Raw genomic sequence first — 21,385 nt, 5'->3', positions numbered from 1 at the left:
TTTATATTAATTTCTTATGTTTATATTTTGGATTTAAAATACTTTCACCTTTAGTACTTAGCATATATTCATGATAATCTTGATAATTTCCTTCAAACCATGTAGCATTATTTTCTTTATCATATGATATAATATGAGTGGTTATTCTATCTAAAAACCACCTATCATGACTAATCACTAATACACAACCTGCAAAATCTAAAATAGCATCTTCAAGTGCTCTTAACGTATCAATATCTAAATCATTAGACGGCTCATCTAATAATATAACATTTGCTCCTTCTTTTAGTAATTTTGCCAAATGTACTCTGTTACGTTCTCCACCTGAAAGTTGTCCAACTTTTTTTTGTTGATCACCGCCTCTAAAATTAAAAGCTGCACAATAAGCTCTACTTTTAATTATTCTATTACCAAGTTGTAATTCATCTAGACCTTCTGAAATTTCTTCCCATATAGTCTTATTATCATCTAAATGATCCCGTGATTGATCGACATAACCTAATTTTACCGTTTGACCAATTTTAATAGAACCATTATCTGGCATTATTTTACCTGTAATAATATTAAACAAAGTAGACTTACCTGCTCCATTCGGTCCAATAATTCCTACAATAGCTCCACGTGGAACTTTAAAACTAAAATCTGATAATAATATTTTATTATTAAATTTTTTAGCTATATGTTCTGCTTCAATAACAAGATCACCTAAACGAGGTCCGTTAGGTATAATTATTTGAGTAGGATCGGTTTTTTGTTCTTGTTGTTTATTTAATAACTCTTGATATGCTGTAATACGTGCTTTATTTTTTGATTGTCTAGCTTTTGGAGTTTGACGAATCCATTCAAGTTCACGATTCAATTGTTTTTTTCTATCATCGTCTTCTTTACTTTCTAAAGCTAATTTTTTTTGCTTCTGCTCAAGCCAAGAACTATAATTTGATTCCCACGGTATACAATTTCCACGATCTATTTCTAATATCCACTCTGTAACATTATCTAAAAAATAACGATCATGGGTAATTAATATTACAGTACCTTCATAATGCTTTAAATAATCCTCAAGCCAAGAAACTGATTCTGCATCCAAATGATTTGTAGGTTCATCAAGTAACAACATATCAGGTTTCTCTAAAAGCAATTTACATAAAGCCACTCTTCTTTTTTCTCCACCGGAAATTTTTGTAATATCTGCTTCTTTTGGTGGGCAACGTAAAGCAAGCATTGCGATCTCTATTTCACGTTCTAGATTCCATCCATCACAATTGTCTATTTTTTCTTGCAATTCTGCTTGTTTATCAAAAAGCTTTTGCATTTCTTCATCAGTGATTTCAGCAGCAAATTTGTTACTTATATAATTAAATTCATCAATAAGTTTTTTCTTTTCATGAAGACCTTCTATGATATTATCAAAAACATTTTTACTAGCATCAAGATACGGTTCTTGAGGTAAATATCCTACTTTTATACCAATTTTAGCTGTTGCTTTACCTTCAAACTCTTTATCAATACCTGCCATTATTTTTAATAAAGTCGATTTGCCTGCTCCATTTGGACCTATTATACCGATTTTAGCTTTTGGTAAAAATGATAAATTTGTTTCTTTTAAAATTCGTTTACCATTTATAATTTTGCTTAAACCAACCATTTCATAAACATATTGATATGACATAAATTACTTATTTCCTTATATTATTATTTTACACCGATATATATATTTACTAACTGTATTGTATGAATTTATTGCTCTATGAGCATATAATTCAAAATCAGACATTGTAATTTCTATCATTGTTTTTCTCGTTTAGATATTTATCTTAAGAAATAAAATGCTGTATATATACTTTAATTTTAGCAGCTTAAGGATTGTGTATACTTTTATACTTATAATTTTAGCTTATTGATAATTTTTCCATATGCATTTTAATTTAATTTTAATAATATCAAGTCTAATTCTTCCAAATCTTTATAATGAAATATTAATTTTCCGCCTAATTGATAATTTTCTATTGTTATTTTTATACCAAATTTTTCTGATAAAGCTTTTACTAATAATTCTAGATCATTATCCGTAGCGTTGTCCTTTACAAAACGCTTTCCTATTTTGTTATTATTGTTAGGGGACTTTGTATACTCATTTTTATACCATTGTCTTACTAGTTCTTCTGTTTGACGTACATTTAAATCATTATTTATAATATGATCGGCTATTACTTCTGCATGTTCATGATTTATTAAACACCGAGCTTGCCCCATACTTAGTATATTTTCATTTACTTTATCTTGAATAGACTGCGGTAAATTATTAAGCCTTAATAAATTAGCTATATGACTACGACTTTTACCAAGCCTTTCAGCTAATTTTTCTGCCGTATAATTAAAATTTTCTATTAAATATTTAAAGCCACGAGCTTCTTCCATCACTGTTAAATCAGTTCTTTGTATGTTCTCAATTAATGCTATTTCTATACTCTCTCTAGCATCTAAATTTTTTATAATTACCGGTATCTCTAAAACTTTTGCTAATTTACATGCACGCCAGCGTCGCTCTCCTGCTATAATTTGGAAATTATTATCAACAATAATAGGCTGTAATAAACCATTATTCAATATAGAATCTGCTAATTCTTTTATTTTATCATATTCAAAGTTTTTTCTAGGTTGATTCTCATTTGGTCTTATTCTATCAATATTTATTATTTGTACTATTTCTGATTCTATAGAAATAACTTCTTCTCCAAGTAATGAAGATAATCCTCTTCCTAGTCCTTTATTTTTCGCCATATCTTTCTAAGATTTCTTTTGTAAGTTCTATATATGCAACTGCTCCCGAACATTTATAATCATATATAATAGCCGGTTTTCCATATGAAGGAGCTTCAGATAATTTAATATTTCTTGGAATAACGGTTTTAAATACTAATTCTCCTAAGCATTTTCTAACATCATCTTCTACTTGTTCAGTTAAACGATTACGTTTATCATACATTGTAAATAATATACCTGCAATCTTTATCTTAGGGTTTAATTTTTTCTCTACAATTTCAATTGTTTTTAACAAATGACTTAATCCTTCTAAAGAATAAAAATCACATTGCATTGGAATCAGTACTTCATCGCTTGCAACTAAAGCGTTTACTGTTAATAAATTTAATGAAGGAGGGCAATCAATAATTATATAATCATATAATATTTTTATTTCTTCCAATAGCTTCATTAAAATATATTCTCGGTCCTTTAATTTTGTTAAGTCTAATTCAGCCGCAGATAGATTAGTGTTTGAAGTAATTATTTCTAAATTTGGTATATCTGTAGAAATTATTGCATCTTTCAATTCTATTAAATTTGTTAATACTTGGTATATAGTATTTTTGCGTTGTTGCTGATTAATTCCAAAACCGGTACTACTATTCCCTTGAGGATCAAGATCTATAACTAAAATTTTTTTATTTACAGCAGCAAAAGCTGTAGCTAAATTTACAGTAGTTGTAGTTTTAGCTACCCCTCCTTTTTGATTAACAATAGCAATTACTTTTACTTTCATATCATTTTTGTTAAATTACTAACTTCTAGAATTTTCCCTTCTTCACAAGTAATACTTTGATGTATTAAATAACCAAATAACCATCTCTCTTTAGCTTCTACTATTTCAGTTAAATAATTTTTTCCTTTTAATAACAAAAATTTTTCTCGTACTGAAATATTTTTTATGCAATTAAATATTGTATTTAAGTTAGAGAAAGCTCTACAAGTTAATATACTACAATCTATTTCTACTTTTTCTATTCTTTGATTGATTATTTGTATGTTATTATTTGATATCTTTGATGCTTTTTCTAAAAATATACATTTACGTAAATCAGCTTCTATTAAACTTACTTGCGCTACCCCCGCTATAGATAACACTATACCAGGCAAACCGGAACCGCTTCCTATATCAACCAAATGTATTTCTTTATTATCAATATATTGTATTAATTGTAATGAGTCTAATATATGACGTTGCCAAAAATTATGTATAGTATTATCCGATACAAGATTGATTGATTTATTCCATTTTTTAACTAACTTTTGAAAAATTTCTAACTTTTCAATTATTTCACGTGGAACTTCCATCACTATATTTAGTTTTTAAATAAATTATAATAGCCGTAATTGCTGCAGGTGTAATCCCTGGAATTCGACGTGCTACACCAATAGTAGTAGGTTTATGGGAAGAAAGTTTTTCCTGTATCTCTAATGATATACTTGGTATTTTAAAATAGTCAATATTTTTAGGTATTAACTGCGCCTCTTCACTTTGAAATAAATTAATATCTGCGTGTTGTCTAGTTAAATATGAAGCATATTTTGCTTCAATATAGAGTAATTGCAAAATGTTATTATTCTGTATTTCTTTAAGCATAGGAAAAATTTTAATAGCTTGTTCAACATTGAAATTAGGTATTTTAAATAAGTCTAATACTGTTTTATATTTACCATCCTGTGCAACCTGTATACCCATTTTAGCAAGTTTACTAGTAGTTAAAGACAAGGTATTTAATAATGATTTTATTTTTTCTATGTCTTCACATTTTTTTGTGAATATTTTTTTACGTTTTTCTGATATGACTCCAATGTTCATCCCTAATTCCGTTAAACGTAAATCAGAGTTATCTGCTCTTAAAGATAATCTATATTCTGAGCGAGAAGTAAACATACGATAAGGTTCTATAGTACCAAATGTTGTTAAATCGTCAATCATTACTCCAATATAACTGTTTGCTCTTGTTAATATAAACGGTGCTTGATCTTTTACTGCTAAAGCAGCATTTATACCGGCTATTATACCTTGCCCTGCGGCCTCCTCATATCCTGTAGTACCGTTAATTTGCCCGGCAAAATACAATCCAGCTATTTTTTTTGTCTCTAGCGTAACACTTATTTCACGTGGATCAACATAATCATATTCTATAGCATAACCTGGACGTAAAACCTTTACATTTTCTAATCCTGGTATTGTTTTGATTAATTTATGTTGCACATCTTCAGGCAAAGAAGTAGAAATACCGTTTGGATAAATCGTATAATCATCTAACCCTTCAGGTTCTAAAAATATACGATGTTCTGATTTTGTACTAAATCTAACTATTTTATCTTCAATAGAAGGACAATATCGCGGTCCTATTCCTTCTATTTGCCCTGAATACATTGCCGATTTATCAAGATTCTCACGTATAATATCATGAGTTTCTGAGGTTGTTTTTGTGATAAAACAATTTATCTGAGAAACATTAACAATATTTGTTAATTCAGAAAAAGGACGAGGAATTTTATCACCGGGTTGTAAAATTGTTTTACTATAATCAATAGTACGTCCATCAATGCGAGGCGGTGTACCTGTTTTTAAACGAGCCAGTTTAAAACCTATTTGTTTTAATGTATTTGATAATCCATATGAAGGCTCTTCATCTACTCTACCGGCAGGAATTTTTTTTTGTCCAATATGAATAAGTCCTGATAGGAAAGTACCTGTAGTTAATATAATTTTTTGACAAAGAATTTTGCTACCGTTATTTAAAATAACTGCTTCAATTTTAGAAGATTTAATTTCTATATCTTCCACTTTTCCATATAATATATCTAGATTAGGATAATTTGTTAATATTTGATACATCGCTTTTTTATAAAGCTTTCGATCAGCTTGAGCTCTAGGTCCCCAAACGGCTGGTCCTCTAGTCTCATTCAGCATTTTATAATGTATACCGGCTTGGTCTATAACATAACCCATTAACCCATCAAGTGCATCGATTTCTTTAACTAATGTGCCTTTTGCAATTCCACCGATTGCTGGATTGCAAGACATTTCGCCTAAATTTTCCGGTTTTAACGTAATTAAGAGAGTAGGAACTCCAAGACGTGCAGAAGCGGCGGCTGCTTCCACGCCTGCATGTCCACCGCCTATAACTATTACGTCATATTTTAGCATTAATTATTCTATAATTTCAGATTTATTAAAGAAAAATTCGATTTCTCTTTTCGCACTATTTTCACTATCTGAACCATGAATACTATTAGCCTCAATTGATTCGCCTAAATCTTTTCTAATAGTGCCTGCCTCAGCTTCAGCAGGATTAGTTGCCCCCATAACTGTGCGGTTTAAAGTTATAGCATCCTCCCCCTTAAGCACTTGAAGTACTACCGCTCCTGAAGTAATATATTCAACTAAGCTATTAAAAAACGGTCTTGCTCTATGCTCATCATAAAAACATTCAGCTTCATATTTAGTTAAAAATTTCATTTTCTGGGCCACTATTTTTAAACCGGCATTTTCTAAGTAAGTATTAACTTGTCCTATTTTATTCCGTTTGATAGCATCAGGCTTAATCATTGAAAAAGTATATTGTATTGTCATTTTGTAACCTATTTATTATAACTATTAAATTTATTTTTTAGCTGAACGATTCCATATTAAAGCAAATAATCCTCCTCCTAAAAGAGCAGAAATACTGAAAAATATAAATACCCCATCCCAACCATAATTATCGCTAATCCATCCTACGCCGACTCCAGCAACAGCCGCTCCTAAATAACCAAATAACCCTGATAATCCATTAGCCGTACCGACAGCCTGACGGGTACTAAAATCAGCAGCTGCTATACCTACAAGGAGCTGAGGTCCTGAAACAAAAAAGCCTATTAAAGAAAGAATTACTATACTTAATAATTCACTGTGAATAGGAAATTTCCAAAACAAGACTAACAATAAGCTAAGCAATACCATACATATGGATGCAACAGGACCTCGACGACCTTGAAATAGTTTATCAGATAAAACACCTGCTATTAATGCCCCTGGGATACCTATCATTTCATATAAACCGATTTGTAAGCCTGCATTTGTAAGACTTATATTACGTAAATCTTTTAAAAATGTTGGAGCCCAATAAATTACTCCGGAACGTATTATATAAACAAACATGTTTGCTAAACAAACATACCATATTAGCTTATTACAAAAGACCATTTTAAGTAATTGTGGAGTTAATAGCTTCTCATAATCTCCTATAGCTTCAGGCGGATATTCTTTATATGCCTCTACGGTAGATAAACCTACTTCTTTTGGAGAATTACGAAGCCTATTATATAAAAAAAGCGATACTACACAAGCAACTACACCTGGAACAAAAAAAGCAGCTCTCCAATCAAATTTATCGATTAAATAACCACAGCTTATCATAGCAAGGGCACCACCTATTTGATTAGAAGTTGCACCCATAGCCCATTTAGTTCCAAGTTCTTTTGAAGCGAACCAGTGAGTAAGCATCTTTGTTGCAGGAGGCCAGCCCATAGATTGAAACCAGTTACTGGCTATCCATAAAATTCCTATAAGCCATAAAGAATCTGAAAAACCTATTAGCATAGTAATGATCCCGACAAATAAAAGACCCAAAACCATAAATATCCGAGCATTAACTTTATCGCTAATAAACCCGTTACAAGCTTTACTAACTCCATACATAATAGATGAAGCAGTTAATATCCAGCCAATTTGTGTTTTAGTAACCCCAAAATATTCTCTTATAGCAGGAGTTGCTATATTAAAATTCTGACGACAAAAATAAAAAGTTGCGTAACCTATAATAATAGAATACAAAATCCTTACTCGCCAACTATTATATTTTTTTACATATGGCGATCTTGGAGTTTTAATTTTGGATCTTGTATTTGTCATATTATAAACTCTCCGACTATAAAAAAAGCAAGTTTTCGGTTTTATTTACCAAAACTTTATACTCTTTATTTAAACCTTTAACGGCATATACCCATAATATTACTATTACAAAGAATATAGAAGCAAAATAAGGAGTTGCCTCTACAAAACCAAATGCAGGAAATAAAATAAAGAATGTAGATTGAATAATAGCACCGCCTGATTTACCAAATCTTCCTCCGATAACTTCAACAGCAGCTTGCCCTTTTACTCGTAAATCCTTATCAAGCGGAATATACGCCATGTTTTTAGTGGCATCAAATAAAGAATATTTTACACTTTTACTTAAAACATTTTGAATCATACCGATCATAACAGCAAGTGCTAAAGGACCTGAAGCAAGAATACCTGTTAAATGCATAGCAATAACACTATCAAAAAAGATAAATGCAAAAAACGCTGCACCGGTAATTAACATCATTAATGGAGTTATCATAGCTGCAGTTAGCCATGATACTTTTCTTAAAAGATTACTACCTATAAGCATGAAAGCAATTGCAACCCAACCCTGATAAAATTGGAACTTACCCATATATATAGTATAAGCCTCTTTCGTCGGATATAATTCTTTTACTTTGGATTTCCAAACACCTTCAACTAAATTTACTGAAACACCGTAAGCAATAAGTAACAATGCAATATAACCTACATACTTAGAAGTAAAGATCATTTTAAAACTGTCTATTAATGACATTTTAGCTTTAGCTTTCTTTTCTTTTACTAATGTTGGATCATAAAGTCTAGGATCGGTTAGAACGTTTTTATTCATCCATCTATATGTTAATATTACCAAAAAGCTACTTGTTATCATTATAACAAATAAAGGCACAAATTTTAGATGTTCTGCAACTATTTGAGTTTTTTCATGCAAGCAATATCCAATAATTACGGATGTTACAGGCAATGCTAAATTAGCAAGTAAACCAAACATTGAGTAAAAACGTTTAGCTTCATCGGTTTTAGTAATTTGGTTAGCAAATTGCCAAAATAATAAACTAAGCATCATTGTTCCCCAAAGCTCTGCCATAGTATAAAAAGATGCAAAACTCCATTTCCCAACTATTCTTATAAACCATTTGAAATTAGGATAAGCTAAACTCCAAGATTCTATGGTTTCAGGATCAGGATGAACTAAATCAGGGTAGGGGTAAAGAACAAACGCAAATAATGCAAAATACCCTAAGAAAAATGAAGTAATAATATAAAACACATTTTCTTGCTTTAAAATATCGCAGAGCTTAACATAAATTACCATAGCGATTACGGCAGAAGGTAGTACTATATATGTTTTTAAGAAACTTATTGCTTCTGCCCCTATATCCGTTACTACAAACCCGTCTTTAATTGAACGAAGCGTTGAGTAGTTTAATAAAATACAGAACATCATAAACGCCATAGGAAGAAACTTCTTATTTTCATATCTTTCTATAGGCCAAATTACCTTTCTTAGTTCCGAGAGATAATTGTCACTTTTGGGAGTACTCATAAATTAAATTTTTCTTATTTTAAAGATAAGTATTGTACTAGAATATGTTAGAAAAGTCAAACCTATTGATTTTTCTCAAAAGAAATTAAATAAAATTATTAACTATAGGATGCGTAAAAGAAATATGACAATTTATTTACTTGATTTTAGCTTCTATATATAATTTTCTATTTATAAATTATTATAATAAAATATAAATTAAAAACAGCTCTATTATTAACTGCTATAATTTTTATAACAGGTTGTAAAAGTAATATGAAAAATGAAAACAATATTTCATTACCGCAATATGTAACTTTGAACATTCAAACCTTAAATAGTTCAGAGGATAAAACTATTAGAATAAAGGCAAAAACTTTAAACTTTCCGTTATCTTCAGAAGATTTACGTGATATATCTATTTTAGAAAAGAAATATGATCAAGAAGAAAATTGTGCAGGACTTGCTGCACCGCAAATAGGCATATCAAAATGTATAATAATATTTGCAGTACACGAAGATGCAGAGTTAAAAAAATGGCGTCCTGACCTTAAGGATACAATGCCTAAAACTATTTGGATTAACCCCTCATATAAACCGATAGGTATTGATAAACATGAAGATTACGAGGGATGCTTTTCTGTTGAAAATGCTACAGGACCGGTAGCAAGATTTAAGAAAATTCATTATCACGCATATGATACAAATGGAAATCAAATTCAAGGTATCACAGAAGGATTTTTAGCAAGAGTTATCCAGCATGAAATCGATCATCTAAACGGAAAAATATTTTTAGATTATGTAGCTCCCAAAAAAATAATGACTAAAGAAGAATATTTAGAAATGCGTAAAAAAGCAATGGAGCAGGAAAATATAAAATCTTAGAGTTTTCTAAATCTCAAATATCATTCTAGCTAAAATTTGAGTATGTCATTCCCGCGAAAGCGGGAATCTAGAAAAAAGCGAAATTATCCGAGCTTTTAATATAAAAAATAAATATATTTGTATCTTTTAGTTACTGAATTCCTGCCTTCGCAGGAATGACATTGTTCCATGTTAAGGCAACGTAAATTTACTTTTTGCACCGGATACGGGACGCACGAGATGTTCGCCTAAAACTTCATCTTCATCACCTGTTACATTATTTATAATTTTTCTGCCCATGAATAATGAGAAAAACCGCCACCGTCTAAATTGATTGCTGATTCATATCCAAGGCTTATTTTAACATATAATCTGCAAGTTCTGTTTTAGTTAATCCTATCACATCACAGTATCATTAACAAGGTGTTTTTCTAAAATTTTTAAAGCTTCAGGGATTGTTAATTTATCAACATTTATTTTTTTCTCTTCCCGTAATATTGATCTTACTTGCACAAGCTTAAGGTCTTTTACATGTTGCTTATAAATATGCTCAACTATAACTATAGTGCCGTCATTACGCACTCCTAAGGCAGTAGGAGCATGAGCCGGATCATTTCGCTTTGGATTATCTACAACATTTTTACCGTCTTGAACCAATAAGGGAATACCGGTTACTATTGAAGCAGTGTTACTTAAATTTATAAGCTTACCGTCTTTATCGACAAATTCCAAATTTAACTTTACAGAATCATTTATATTTACTGCCGGCAAACTTGTTTCTTGTGGAAAGGACAATATAAAGCTTTCTGTGGAATTTGATTATCACCATGCTTGCTTATTGCCGTAACAATAAAATTAGACCTATTCTGATCAATCAAAATTTCTTTGTTAGTATACGGCGTTAATGTGGTAGACGCTCAAACATCATTATAGAAAGTAATATCTTTTAGGTTTGAAAAATAATTAACTTGATTTGGAATAACAGATTTATCGCCTATTTCTACTAAAATTTTTGCACTAGCCTTGGTAATTTGAATATTGCCCTGATCTATAATTAACAAACTTTATAGTTGTTTTCTAAGACTAAATAGCTTGCCGTTAATCATTAAAGTAAGGCTTGGTCTGCCCGTCATCACTACCTGCGATTTCAAAGAATCCGGCATTAATAGCAGCAGCTGCATTAGTGCGGTGTGCCATAACATTTACTGTTTCTCTGCCTATAACCTGATTATGAGCTTTAACTAGTTCTAACCCAAAATTCTTAGGATCAATAGTTAACACATGAATCACATGCTTATCTTTTTCATAACGATTATATGTTAAGCCTTTATATTCCTTTGCATATATTTTAAAACTGATTATTAAAGTAAGAAATAAGTAAACTAATCTAATCATATTGTTTTACTTTTTTTAACAAAAAAATTTAACCATAATGTAATGCCTCTTTACTTGGAAAGAATCTCTTACTCTTTTCCGTCCATATTTTAACTATTTCAAAAATCCTGTTAAAATAAGGTTTTACTGTATCTTCATGCATATTGTAAAAATCATGATCATCACGTTGTATAATATCTGAACCGTATCGGTAAGAAGCATAAAAAATGCCTTCCGGCTTTAATGCAGCATGAATTTTTTATACACATTGATTGTTTCATTATAAGGTACATAAAGGAGAGTTGCTTGAGCTCAAACACCATCAAACGACTCCTTAAAATCGATATCTTGAAAAGTGGAGTGCAGTACATCTATTCCGGTTTCTTTTGTAGCTAATTTAACCATTTCGGTTGAACCGTCAAAAGCAGTAACTTGATATCCTTGACTTAAAAAATATTTTGTATCACGACCAACTCCGCAACCTGCATCTAAAATATGAGCTTGTTCAGGTAAATAGCTAGTAAATGCTTTATAGCTATCAGACAAATCTGCATTGATTGTTCTGCTATAAAACTCTTGAGCGTTATTATTATAATATTGTATATTTTTCCCAACTATTAGTATATTTATACTCACCAAACAACAAAATACAAATAGAAAATACATATAATTTCTATTATATAATAGACTTCTTTTGGAACTCTACTTCTAGGGGTAATTTGTACGTCAATACGGTACTTGTATCCTCACGTACTTTTTTATACCCTGCGGTGCTGCGTTCCGTGTTTCCTCCAAATTACCCCTAGAAGTAGAGTTCCAAAAGAAGTCTATTGACTATTAGACTTAAAAATGCTCTACTTATCAAGAATAAGGCTTAAGGTTTATATGATAAAAAAAATAATATTTGGAATAACTATTTTACTTAGTACAAGCTGCTTTGCCAATAGTATAACTTCTGACGGCTCAAAAAAAGATGCAGCAAAAACTAACGATGTTACAACACAAAAAATTATAGATGATTTTTCTGCTTACGCCGGTACTATAAAACCGGAAGTACGGGAAGAAATACAAAAATATAGAGTAGCAATAGTCAAGATTAATAAGAAGAAACGTGAACTATATAACAGCCTTTCCAAAGAGGCTCAAAATTTTTTAGCAGAGCAACAAAAATATAAACAAAAACTATCTATCTCTAAACTACCGGCAGAAAACGACCAAAAGAATAATACTGCTGATTCTAATGATAATAAGAGCAAAGATACAAAATAAATTACTTTTCTTAGCCTATTGTGCGGGTCAGAAATCGTCATTGCGAATAGCCGTAGGCTGTGCGGCAATCTCATGAAATAATAACAAACTCCTGAGATTGCTTCGTCAATTGCTACGCAATTTCCTCGCAATGACAGATAAACCTATCCATATAACAACTCCGCTTTTAGCTAGGTATTTCATAAATCTGCTCTACTACACCATCAAGACCTATTAAAAAAGTATAAACTTTTAATTGGGGGAATTTTTCTTTTATTATATCACGGGCCTTGTTTAAAATTGCTGCATGTGCTGCCGTTTCTTTTTCCTTGGTATTTAGCTGTTCCTGACCTATAAGTATTTTATAAGCTCCACATTCTCTATGATCAAGAAAAACAATTTGTTTTATGTTATGTAATTCTTGCAAAATCTCAATAGTATCTTCTATTGTTTTTCCCCAATAAGTATATTTGTCGTTAACGAGGACAAGCGATGCACCTGGCAGATGTATCATAAAATTCTCCTATTTAAAAATATTTCTTATAGGCTTTAAAATAAGAATAACCTGTAATGATTGTTAAAAAAGCGGCAATCCATAAAATTATTTCCCCTACTATATCTAAATAAATAATTCCTGAACCTTTTGAGCCTAGTATCAATATCGATAAAGCAAACATTTGTAAAAACGTTTTTACCTTAGCGAGCCTTGATACAGGCACACTAACCTTTACTAGAGCTAAAAATTCCCGAAGACCGCTAACTAAAAATTCTCGTGCTAAAATTAATAAGCAAGGTATCTCATCTACATTATCTTTTTTTAGTAGCATGATAATAACGCAACCTACAAGTAGCTTATCTGCTATAGGGTCAAACATCTTACCGAAACTTGTAACTAAATTATATTTTCTTGCAATATAACCGTCAAAAAAATCCGTAATACTAGCTAAAGCAAATAATAATGCCCCAAGTTTACGTGCAAGTGAATTATTTATATAAAATACCAGTATAATAACCGGAATTACCATTATTCGAGCAATAGTTAGATAATTAGGTAAATTTTTATCTATTCTCATTAATTAAATTTATTAATATAATATTGTTGAATGATGGATAGAATATTATTCCAAGACCAATATATTAAAAGTCCCACAGGAAAACTACTAAACATAAATAAAAAAATTAGCGGCATAAATTTCATTACTTGAGCTTGCATCGGATCCGCAGGTTCAGGACTCATTTTTTGCTGTAAGAACATAGTAATAGCCATTAAAATAGGCCATGCTCCAATCATTAAAAATGACGGCGGCGAGAACGGTAATAAGCCGAATAAATTAAAAATAGTAGTAGGGTCAGGTGCAGATAAGTCTTTAATCCAGCCGTAAAACGGTGCTTGCCGCATTTCAATAGTTACATACAATACTTTATAGATGGAGAAAAATACCGGAATTTGAACAAGTATAGGTAAACAACCAGCTACCGGATTTACTTTTTCTTTTTTATATAAAGCCATAATTTCTTGATTTAAACGTGCTTTATCATCACTGTATAAATTTTTTATCCTATCGATTTCCGGCTGTAAATTTTTCATTTTTTTCATCGAACGATAAGACCTATTGGCTAAAGTAAACATTAATAGTTTAATTATAACCGTAACAATTAATATACTAACACCGAAATTACCGACATAACCATAGAAAAAATTCATGGCGTAGAAAACTGGTTTGGTAATTATATAGAACCAGCCGAAATCAATAGCTCTATCAAATAATTTAATATCATATTGCTTTTCATATTTATCAAGCAAGTCTACTTTTTTTGCTCCGGCAAAAATTCTGCTTTTAATTGAAAAATTTTCGCCGGGCTTTATTATTTGTACCGGTGAAATAAAATCTACCTGATATCTTTCAGTCCCTTGCTTAAGAGCATAATTAAAATTCGAGCTGTAATTACTTGATTTATCCGGAATCAAGGAAGATAACCAATATTTATCGGTAATTCCTATCCAGTCAACCTTACTTGCTGCAAATTTTTCACTTTTCTTATCTTTAATATCATCATAAGAATATTCTTTAAGATTCTCGTCTATACACCCGATAGGTCCTTGATGTAATATATTCACCGCTTTCTCTACGGCAATATATTTACGATTTATTAAACCGTAAGATTGCACAGGAAGTTCTTTATCACTATTATTAACGATGGTTTGCTCTATGGTAAATAAATAGTTTTTATCGACAGTAATAGTAACTAAAAATTTAACTCCGTCTTCATTAACCCAAAATAAATGAACAGGTTTTTCAGGGCTTAATATTTCACTATCACTATTCCATATAGTATCGTTGTTAGGGAGTTTTACACTAGATAAATTACTAACTAAACCAATTTCAGCAAAATATGCATTTTCTGTATTAGCCGGTGAAAATAATCTCACTTCAGGACTATTTTTATATAAATCTTGTTTATATTTCTTTAATATTAAATCATCAAATCTAAGTCCTTTTAATGAAATAGAACCGGTGAGTGATTCAGATTCTATTTTAATACGCTGTACTTGACTTTCTTCTTGAACAACAATACCAGTTACAGGTTCGACTAAAGCTTTTAACTGTTGTTTCTTTAAATTTTCTGCTTTCTGCACTGCTATTTGTTGTTGCTGTTTTTTTTGTTCAGGTTTTACAACAAAATACTGCCAACCGAAAATTATACTTAAAGACAGTATAATAGCGGCTATTAAATTAATTATATTATTATTCATTCCTAGGTCTTAAATTTTAATATTTTTAAAGCTTTAAGTTTTAAAGCATTTAGAGAAAATAATCAAGTAGTATATATACTACTTTGCTTTCAAAAGTAGTGAGTATCCAAGATGAAAGACAACTTCCATCTTGGATACAAATTTAATTTATTTTTTTATTTTTACTACTTTTCATTTTACTTCGGATATATTATACCACTCCTACATTCTGAAATATTTTTAATTTAAATTCAGGAAGTATAGAAATGAAATGTTCAGAAATATTGTCCTGTATATTTTCATAACCTACTAAATTTACTTCTTTAACAAAGATATATATTTCTATAGGCAACCCATTAATCGTAGGTTCAAGCTGTCTTACTAGAAAAGTAAACCCTTCGGTATAAACTGCCGGATTATTTTTTAGATATTCCTGAATATATAATTTGAATAGTTTAATGTTGGTTAAATCTTTCTCTTCTTTATTAAGAGTGATTTTATCTATTACATCCTTTGATATATAAGGAGATTTTTTTAGTGCTTTTAAAATAGTAGCATCACAGAAGTTAATAGTTGCCATATTAATATTAAATACTCTCTTTACCCTTCTTGCTCTTGATTCACTAATTCCTCTATAATTAGTTACGTTAGAATTTAAAATGCTGTAAGTAGGAACTGTGGAAATAGATTGGTCAAAATTCCTAATTGTTACTACGGAAATAGTAATTTTTTCAACTGTTCCTTCAATTTCGCCTATACGTACCCAGTCTCCAATATTAATAATTTCTTGAGTAGTTAGTTGCAAGCTTGCAATTAATCCTAAAACGGTATCTTTGAAAACAAATGTTAAAAGAGCTGCGGCTGCACCTAAGCTTGTTAAGAATGTACTAAGCGAAATATTTAATATATATGAAATAGTTACCATTGCTGCAATAACTATGACAATAATTTTTAATATTTGAAAATATAAGCTAAGCGGTGCATTTTTTGTAACGGCTTTGATTCTATTGTGATACAGATCTGCAAAAGCATCTATAAGCGTTAATAATAACATCGTCACAGATATACCAGTATATAAGATTACTATAGTATCTTTGATTCCCAGTAATACATGCGCTTTAAAAGAAGTATGATGAAAAATATTTCCCCAACATATAAAGTAAAGTGCTAATAAAGTATGTAATAAATAACGAAATATAGGATATTTTTTTATCCTTTCATAATCATCATAATGATGTCTAGTTAAATAATTTTTTATAGGAATAAAAATTAATCTTTTAATTAGAAATATCACCGGTATAAGAGATACTAACATAACAAACAATAATACTAACTCAGTACTTAAGGTATGATATAGACCCATTAAATATTGCATATTTTACCTATCATTACTATTATAAATATAAATCTTTTTTATTATTACTAAGAATTTTATTTTTATCAATAATTTTAACTCAAAAGAATTTGGTATTGCTAAGCAAATATAGATACTGTCATTGCGAAGCCACGAAGCAGCTGCGGCAACACATAAAAATAATAAAAAACTGAATTAACTCAGACGTTAAATGAATTAAATAACTTATTTATCTATGACATTTCCTAATATCAATCCAATTATTTTCTCTATAGGTCCACTTGCTATCTCTTGGTATTCTCTTTCATATGTAATAGGAATTTTGCTAGGCTGGTTCTATGCAAATAAAATTATAGAAAAATTTAAGTCTCAAATTACCAAAAAAAATCTAGAAGATTTCATTACTTATGCCGTTATAGGCGTAATAGTCGGAGGCAGACTAGGGTTTGTTTTATTATATAACCCTTCTAGATATTTTTCAAATCCAATAGATATCTTAAAAACTTATGAAGGCGGGATGTCTTTCCATGGCGGAGCTTTAGGGGTGATTATTGCTGCTTATTTGTTTTGCCGAAAATATAAAATTAATTTTTTAAGTCTCACGGATATAATAGCCTCTGTAGTACCTGTCGGATTATTTTTAGGTAGAATCGCTAATTTTATTAACGGCGAACTATACGGACGTATTACAAATTCTTCTTTTGGTATGATTTTTCCGAATAGCGATTTGATGCCAAGACATCCTAGTCAATTATATGAAGCTTTTTTTGAAGGTTTAGTATTATTCAGTATCTTAGCATATGCAACATTTAAGCACAAAACTCTTAAAAATTGCGGTTTAAACTCAGGAATATTTTTAGCATTTTACGGTCTTTTCCGAATCACTATTGAAATATTTAGAGAACCCGACATACAAATCGGGTTTATTTTAGATAGCTTAACTATGGGACAAATTTTATCTGTACCTATGTTACTTTTAGGAAGTTATTTAATATGTCAATCGAATCCAAAATAAGACAATTAATTGATCAAAACAGTTATATTACTTGCGATGTCCTCATGCAGGAGGTCTTAAACTTAAATCCTACTTCCTATTATAAGCAAGTAAAATCATTGGCTAGCGAAGGTGACTTTGTTACGGCTCCTGAAATTTCACAGCTATTCGGTGAAATTATCGGCTTATGGTGTATCAGAGAGTGGCAAAGAATTGGCTGCCCAAAAAGTCTTAGTTTAGTAGAGCTTGGTCCTGGTCGAGGTCTATTAATGCGTGATTTACTACGTACTGCAAAATTAGTACCGGAATTTTATAAAGCTTTATCAATTGCACTAATAGAAATTAATAAAAATTTTATTGCTCATCAAAAGGCTAATTTACAAGATATTAATTTACCGATTAGTCATCAATCATTTGTAGAAGATATCCCCAAAAAACCTACTATAATAATAGCTAACGAATTCTTTGATGCTATACCGATAAAGCAATATATTAAAGTCAAGGAATTATGGTATGAAAGAATATTTGTAGTGCAGCCGGTATACGAAAGAATTAAATACGATAAAATAAGCGTTAATAAGCAATTACAAGAATATCTGCTGCGTACTCATATTGAAGCAAAAGACGGAGCAGTACTTGAAGAATCTTATAAATCGATAGAAATTATAAAATTTATAGCGCAGCATCTAAAAAAACTAAGCGGCAGTGGCTTAATAATAGATTACGGCTATGATATAGCTCCAAATGGTAGAACTAGATATCAATATAATCAAACATTACAAGCGGTTAAAAACCATAAATATTGCCCCATCCTTGAAAATCTTGGAGAAGCTGATTTATCAGCACATGTGGATTTTTATGCATTAAAGACAGTAGCTAAAAACAGCAAAATAAACGTAATAGATACAATATCGCAACGAGATTTTTTAATAGAAAACGGAATCTTATTACGCAAACAAACATTGCAAGACAAGCTTAATGATAAACATCGTTCCAAATTCGCTTATAGAGAGGAATTTAAAGGAGACACGAAACGCAGCACCGCAGCGTACACTTTAGTACGTGAGGATGCGAGTATCGGATCGACGACGTATAAATTACCTCTAGAAGTAGAGTTTGGAACGATGTCTGAGCAGGCACAAATAATAGAAAGACAGGTAGAAAGACTAATATCACCGAAACAAATGGGAGAATTATTTAAAGTATTACAAATTATGAATTAATTTAGGTTTTGTGGACATTTCTAAAAAGATTTAATTTTGGGATTTTTTAAGTAAATTAACTTGTTCTTGTTTGTCTGAAATATGTTTTAATATTTCTTGGTATATTTGATTTAGTTTCTTATCAACTTTCTTATATTCTGCAACGACACAATAATTCATGTCACCTTGTGTCATGGCATTATTACAATCAACAGCAAAAGCACAAGATATCGAACTAAGAAATAGCCAACAGAAAATAATTGCTTTTTTCATTATTTTATCATTTTTAAAAATAATTAATTAAGAATCACACACCGTGACGTTCTGCAATTAAACTTTTTATTTTACCGATAGCTTTAGCAGGATTTAAGCCTTTCGGGCAGGTCTTAGTACAGTTCATAATCGTATGACAACGGTAAAGCTTAAATGGGTCTTCTAAAGCTTCAAGACGTTCACCGGTATTATCATCCCTTGAATCGGCAATCCATCTATATGCTTGTAGTAAAATCGCAGGACCCAAATATTTATCACCGTTCCACCAATAGCTAGGACAAGAAGTAGAACAGCAAGCACATAATATACACTCATATAAACCGTCAAGCTTTTCTCGGTCTTTAATCGACTGTAACCTTTCAGAGTTTGAAGGGGTAGGGCTATCGGTTTTGAGCCAAGGTTCTATAGATTCGTATTGTGCATAAAAATGCGACATATCAGGTACTAAATCTTTCACTACTTTCATATGAGGAAGCGGATAGATTTTGATATCGCCTGATATATCTTCTATTGGTTTTATGCATGCTAAAGTATTTGTACCATCAATATTCATTGCACAACTACCGCAAATTCCTTCCCGACAAGAACGCCTAAAAGTTAAAGTAGAATCGATTTCGTTTTTGATTTTAATTAAAGCATCTAAAACCATCGGTCCGGTTTTGCTTAAATCTATCTCAAAACTATCGATAGTAGGATTCTCATCAAGATCAGGGTCATACCTATAAATTTTTATCTTTCTAGGTTTAAGCATTGCCTCTTGTTCTTTATGCTCTCTACCTTTTTTTACTACTGAATTTGGCGGTAACCTTAACTCTGCCATTTAAATACTCTCTTAAAATTTGTTTTTAGAACCATACAAAATAATTAGCTAATTCACAATCTTTCATACCTGTTACGTGGATGACATTAATGTCTCTAGGTTGCCATGCTACTTACAGTTACTCACAAGGTATTGCCAGCGTGGATGCCGATGTCATTCCTGCTTCTGCGGGAATGACATCAAGAGCATTTACTGGTCCACGCAACAATGCCTACCCACAATGACGATATTTATAGTTAGCAATCCATATACGAAGATCAACTTCAAAAAGAGCCAGGAGTTCACAAGACGAGGAACGCAGCGTATACTTAATACGTGAGTACCGCAGTACTTGTAGAACGACGTAGCCAATTTTTGAAGTTGATCGAGTATATTCCATTATCCATTAAACTGCTCTTATTGAGTCATATATATTTGCTATTATTTGTGGAATTACTGAATTGCCTATAACCCTTTAATCCATCTGCAACATAATGATCTTGAGGGAAACCCATTAAATATTTACATTCATTGATTGCTAGTCTTCTTATCTTATCATTTATATAATAAAGATCGGTTCTAGCACCGATACCGCAACCAAAAGCTGATAAAGTGAATGACCGAAAGGGCTGTAAATCCTTTCACCTTGACCGCCTTTATTAACTTGACCAATCCTAATTGGCTTTTAATTGCTTTTCAACCGGTGCTTTATCTAAAATAACATCATCCCTATTAATATATAAGTTTTTATCAACATCCTGTTCTAAAATATCATTAAAAAAAATCCTTTCATAATACTCTTCCGGTTTTACATATTTGAGTGTATATTCACTGCTAAAATCTTTTTGTAAACAAACAAAATAAACTCTTTCTCTTTGTTTGCGGTACTCCAAATAAATAATGCAGCATTTAACACATTTCTATATACTTTATAGCCAATCTCATCTAATTTTTGGTCTATAGTTTCAATTACACTGCCATTATTAATATTCAGAATATTTTTAACATTCTTATATATATTATTAAGTAATAATATATATGGTTTGTAATATTCTAATTATTTCATACAAAAGTCTACATCTCCTATACCAAGCCTCTTACCTAAAATACTAAAAGATTGGCAAGGAAAACCGGCACATAAAATATCATGTTTAGGGATTTTGGTTTCTGATATTTCCGTAATATCACCGTATGGCTTATCACCGAAATTTCTTTTATATGCTTCTTGTACGTCTTTGTCTATATCAGAAGAAAAAACACATTCAAGACCCTTTATTTCCAAGGCTTTTCTAAAACCACCGATACCACAAAATAAATCTATAAATTAT

21 protein-coding genes and 4 pseudogenes are annotated in these 21,385 nt (G+C 30.8%); 4 read left to right on the top strand and 21 right to left on the bottom strand.

The window, feature by feature from the left end:
* Position 1: 1 nt before the first annotated feature.
* The 8 genes from ettA to tlc1 all read right to left on the bottom strand — a co-directional run bounded on the left by ettA (position 2) and on the right by tlc1 (position 9,236).
* Positions 2-1,669, bottom strand: a complete 1,668-nt coding sequence (gene ettA, locus AB4K15_RS02225; protein ID WP_032073785.1) for an energy-dependent translational throttle protein EttA — start codon at positions 1,667-1,669, stop codon at positions 2-4.
* Between the two features lie 251 nt (positions 1,670-1,920).
* Positions 1,921-2,781 carry a ParB/RepB/Spo0J family partition protein gene (locus tag AB4K15_RS02220; protein ID WP_032073784.1) on the bottom strand — a complete coding sequence of 287 codons (861 nt, stop codon included), beginning with the start codon at positions 2,779-2,781 and terminating at the stop codon, positions 1,921-1,923.
* Positions 2,768-3,541, bottom strand: a complete 774-nt coding sequence (locus AB4K15_RS02215) for an AAA family ATPase (protein ID WP_032073783.1) — start codon at positions 3,539-3,541, stop codon at positions 2,768-2,770. The genes AB4K15_RS02220 and AB4K15_RS02215 overlap by 14 nt, the downstream gene beginning before the upstream one ends.
* Positions 3,538-4,113, bottom strand: coding sequence for a 16S rRNA (guanine(527)-N(7))-methyltransferase RsmG (gene rsmG / locus AB4K15_RS02210; protein ID WP_004996817.1), 576 nt, complete (start codon positions 4,111-4,113; stop codon positions 3,538-3,540). Before rsmG ends, AB4K15_RS02215 begins: the two co-directional genes overlap by 4 nt.
* Positions 4,097-5,965, bottom strand: a complete 1,869-nt coding sequence (gene mnmG / locus AB4K15_RS02205; protein ID WP_500224236.1) for a tRNA uridine-5-carboxymethylaminomethyl(34) synthesis enzyme MnmG — start codon at positions 5,963-5,965, stop codon at positions 4,097-4,099. The genes rsmG and mnmG overlap by 17 nt, the downstream gene beginning before the upstream one ends.
* 3 nt (positions 5,966-5,968) lie before the next feature.
* Entirely contained in the window at positions 5,969-6,391 is a 423-nt protein-coding gene (gene ndk, locus AB4K15_RS02200; RefSeq protein WP_010420526.1) for a nucleoside-diphosphate kinase, read from the bottom strand.
* Between the two features lie 30 nt (positions 6,392-6,421).
* Positions 6,422-7,711 carry an MFS transporter gene (locus AB4K15_RS02195; protein WP_032073781.1) on the bottom strand — a complete coding sequence of 430 codons (1,290 nt, stop codon included), beginning with the start codon at positions 7,709-7,711 and terminating at the stop codon, positions 6,422-6,424.
* Positions 7,712-7,727: 16 nt separating this feature from the next.
* Positions 7,728-9,236 carry an ATP/ADP exchange transporter Tlc1 gene (gene tlc1, locus AB4K15_RS02190; protein WP_032073780.1) on the bottom strand — a complete coding sequence of 503 codons (1,509 nt, stop codon included), beginning with the start codon at positions 9,234-9,236 and terminating at the stop codon, positions 7,728-7,730.
* A gap of 186 nt (positions 9,237-9,422) precedes the next feature.
* Here tlc1 and AB4K15_RS02185 point away from each other — a divergent pair, with 186 nt between their 5' ends.
* Positions 9,423-10,100 carry a peptide deformylase gene (locus AB4K15_RS02185; protein WP_032073779.1) on the top strand — a complete coding sequence of 226 codons (678 nt, stop codon included), beginning with the start codon at positions 9,423-9,425 and terminating at the stop codon, positions 10,098-10,100.
* Positions 10,101-10,478: 378 nt separating this feature from the next.
* Here the strand turns inward: AB4K15_RS02185 and AB4K15_RS02180 are convergent, their stop codons facing one another.
* The 5 genes and pseudogenes from AB4K15_RS02180 to AB4K15_RS02160 all read right to left on the bottom strand — a co-directional run.
* On the bottom strand, positions 10,479-10,874 hold the full coding sequence (locus tag AB4K15_RS02180; protein ID WP_500224228.1) for a phosphodiester glycosidase family protein: 396 nt from the start codon (positions 10,872-10,874) through the stop codon (positions 10,479-10,481).
* Between the two features lie 122 nt (positions 10,875-10,996).
* On the bottom strand, positions 10,997-11,140 hold the full coding sequence (locus AB4K15_RS02175) for a hypothetical protein (RefSeq protein WP_500224225.1): 144 nt from the start codon (positions 11,138-11,140) through the stop codon (positions 10,997-10,999).
* Positions 11,141-11,177: 37 nt separating this feature from the next.
* The gene (locus AB4K15_RS02170; protein ID WP_500224223.1) at positions 11,178-11,474 is read right to left on the bottom strand and encodes a hypothetical protein; all 297 of its coding nucleotides are present in this window, start codon (positions 11,472-11,474) and stop codon (positions 11,178-11,180) included.
* Positions 11,475-11,765: 291 nt separating this feature from the next.
* Positions 11,766-12,119 (bottom strand): class I SAM-dependent methyltransferase, encoded by a 354-nt coding sequence (locus AB4K15_RS02165; protein ID WP_084698773.1) that lies wholly within the window; start codon positions 12,117-12,119, stop codon positions 11,766-11,768.
* Positions 12,120-12,135: 16 nt separating this feature from the next.
* Positions 12,136-12,249: pseudogene (locus AB4K15_RS02160) on the bottom strand (palindromic element RPE1 domain-containing protein); the annotation flags it as partial.
* A gap of 89 nt (positions 12,250-12,338) precedes the next feature.
* Between AB4K15_RS02160 and AB4K15_RS02155 the strand changes: the two are divergent.
* Positions 12,339-12,722, top strand: a complete 384-nt coding sequence (locus tag AB4K15_RS02155; RefSeq protein ID WP_032073778.1) for a hypothetical protein — start codon at positions 12,339-12,341, stop codon at positions 12,720-12,722.
* Positions 12,723-12,888: 166 nt separating this feature from the next.
* Here the strand turns inward: AB4K15_RS02155 and AB4K15_RS02150 are convergent.
* From AB4K15_RS02150 to AB4K15_RS02135, 4 genes and pseudogenes are all read right to left on the bottom strand, one after another.
* Positions 12,889-13,212, bottom strand: a pseudogene (locus AB4K15_RS02150) (carbonic anhydrase); the annotation flags it as partial.
* Positions 13,213-13,228: 16 nt separating this feature from the next.
* Positions 13,229-13,774, bottom strand: a complete 546-nt coding sequence (gene pgsA, locus AB4K15_RS02145) for a CDP-diacylglycerol--glycerol-3-phosphate 3-phosphatidyltransferase (protein ID WP_032073777.1) — start codon at positions 13,772-13,774, stop codon at positions 13,229-13,231.
* Complete coding sequence (gene yidC, locus AB4K15_RS02140; RefSeq protein WP_032073776.1) at positions 13,774-15,456, bottom strand: membrane protein insertase YidC; 1,683 nt, start codon at positions 15,454-15,456, stop codon at positions 13,774-13,776. Before yidC ends, pgsA begins: the two co-directional genes overlap by 1 nt.
* 190 nt (positions 15,457-15,646) lie before the next feature.
* A complete protein-coding gene (locus AB4K15_RS02135) occupies positions 15,647-16,810 on the bottom strand; it encodes a mechanosensitive ion channel family protein (protein ID WP_500224218.1) in 1,164 nt (387 codons plus the stop codon).
* Between the two features lie 214 nt (positions 16,811-17,024).
* On the opposite strand from AB4K15_RS02135, the gene lgt reads away from it, so the two are divergent.
* Both lgt and AB4K15_RS02125 read left to right on the top strand, forming a co-directional pair.
* Entirely contained in the window at positions 17,025-17,804 is a 780-nt protein-coding gene (lgt, locus tag AB4K15_RS02130; RefSeq protein WP_032073774.1) for a prolipoprotein diacylglyceryl transferase, read from the top strand.
* On the top strand, positions 17,783-19,006 hold the full coding sequence (locus tag AB4K15_RS02125) for a class I SAM-dependent methyltransferase (protein ID WP_500224215.1): 1,224 nt from the start codon (positions 17,783-17,785) through the stop codon (positions 19,004-19,006). Before lgt ends, AB4K15_RS02125 begins: the two co-directional genes overlap by 22 nt.
* Before the next feature lie 33 nt (positions 19,007-19,039).
* Here AB4K15_RS02125 and AB4K15_RS02120 read toward each other — a convergent pair.
* The 4 genes and pseudogenes from AB4K15_RS02120 to AB4K15_RS02105 form a co-directional block, all read right to left on the bottom strand.
* Positions 19,040-19,258 (bottom strand): annotated as a pseudogene (locus AB4K15_RS02120) (lysozyme inhibitor LprI family protein); the annotation flags it as partial.
* Between the two features lie 34 nt (positions 19,259-19,292).
* Positions 19,293-20,078, bottom strand: a complete 786-nt coding sequence (locus AB4K15_RS02115; protein ID WP_032073772.1) for a succinate dehydrogenase iron-sulfur subunit — start codon at positions 20,076-20,078, stop codon at positions 19,293-19,295.
* A gap of 653 nt (positions 20,079-20,731) precedes the next feature.
* On the bottom strand, positions 20,732-20,950 hold the full coding sequence (locus AB4K15_RS02110) for a site-specific DNA methylase (protein ID WP_500224317.1): 219 nt from the start codon (positions 20,948-20,950) through the stop codon (positions 20,732-20,734).
* Positions 20,866-21,339: pseudogene (locus AB4K15_RS02105) on the bottom strand (DNA cytosine methyltransferase). Before AB4K15_RS02105 ends, AB4K15_RS02110 begins: the two are co-directional and overlap by 85 nt.
* Between the last annotated feature and the right edge of the window lie 46 nt (positions 21,340-21,385).

It is taken from the genome of Rickettsia aeschlimannii (assembly GCF_047973405.1).
Classification (GTDB): Bacteria; Pseudomonadota; Alphaproteobacteria; order Rickettsiales; family Rickettsiaceae; genus Rickettsia; species Rickettsia rickettsii.
This window is presented reverse-complemented; position numbering and strand designations above follow the sequence as displayed.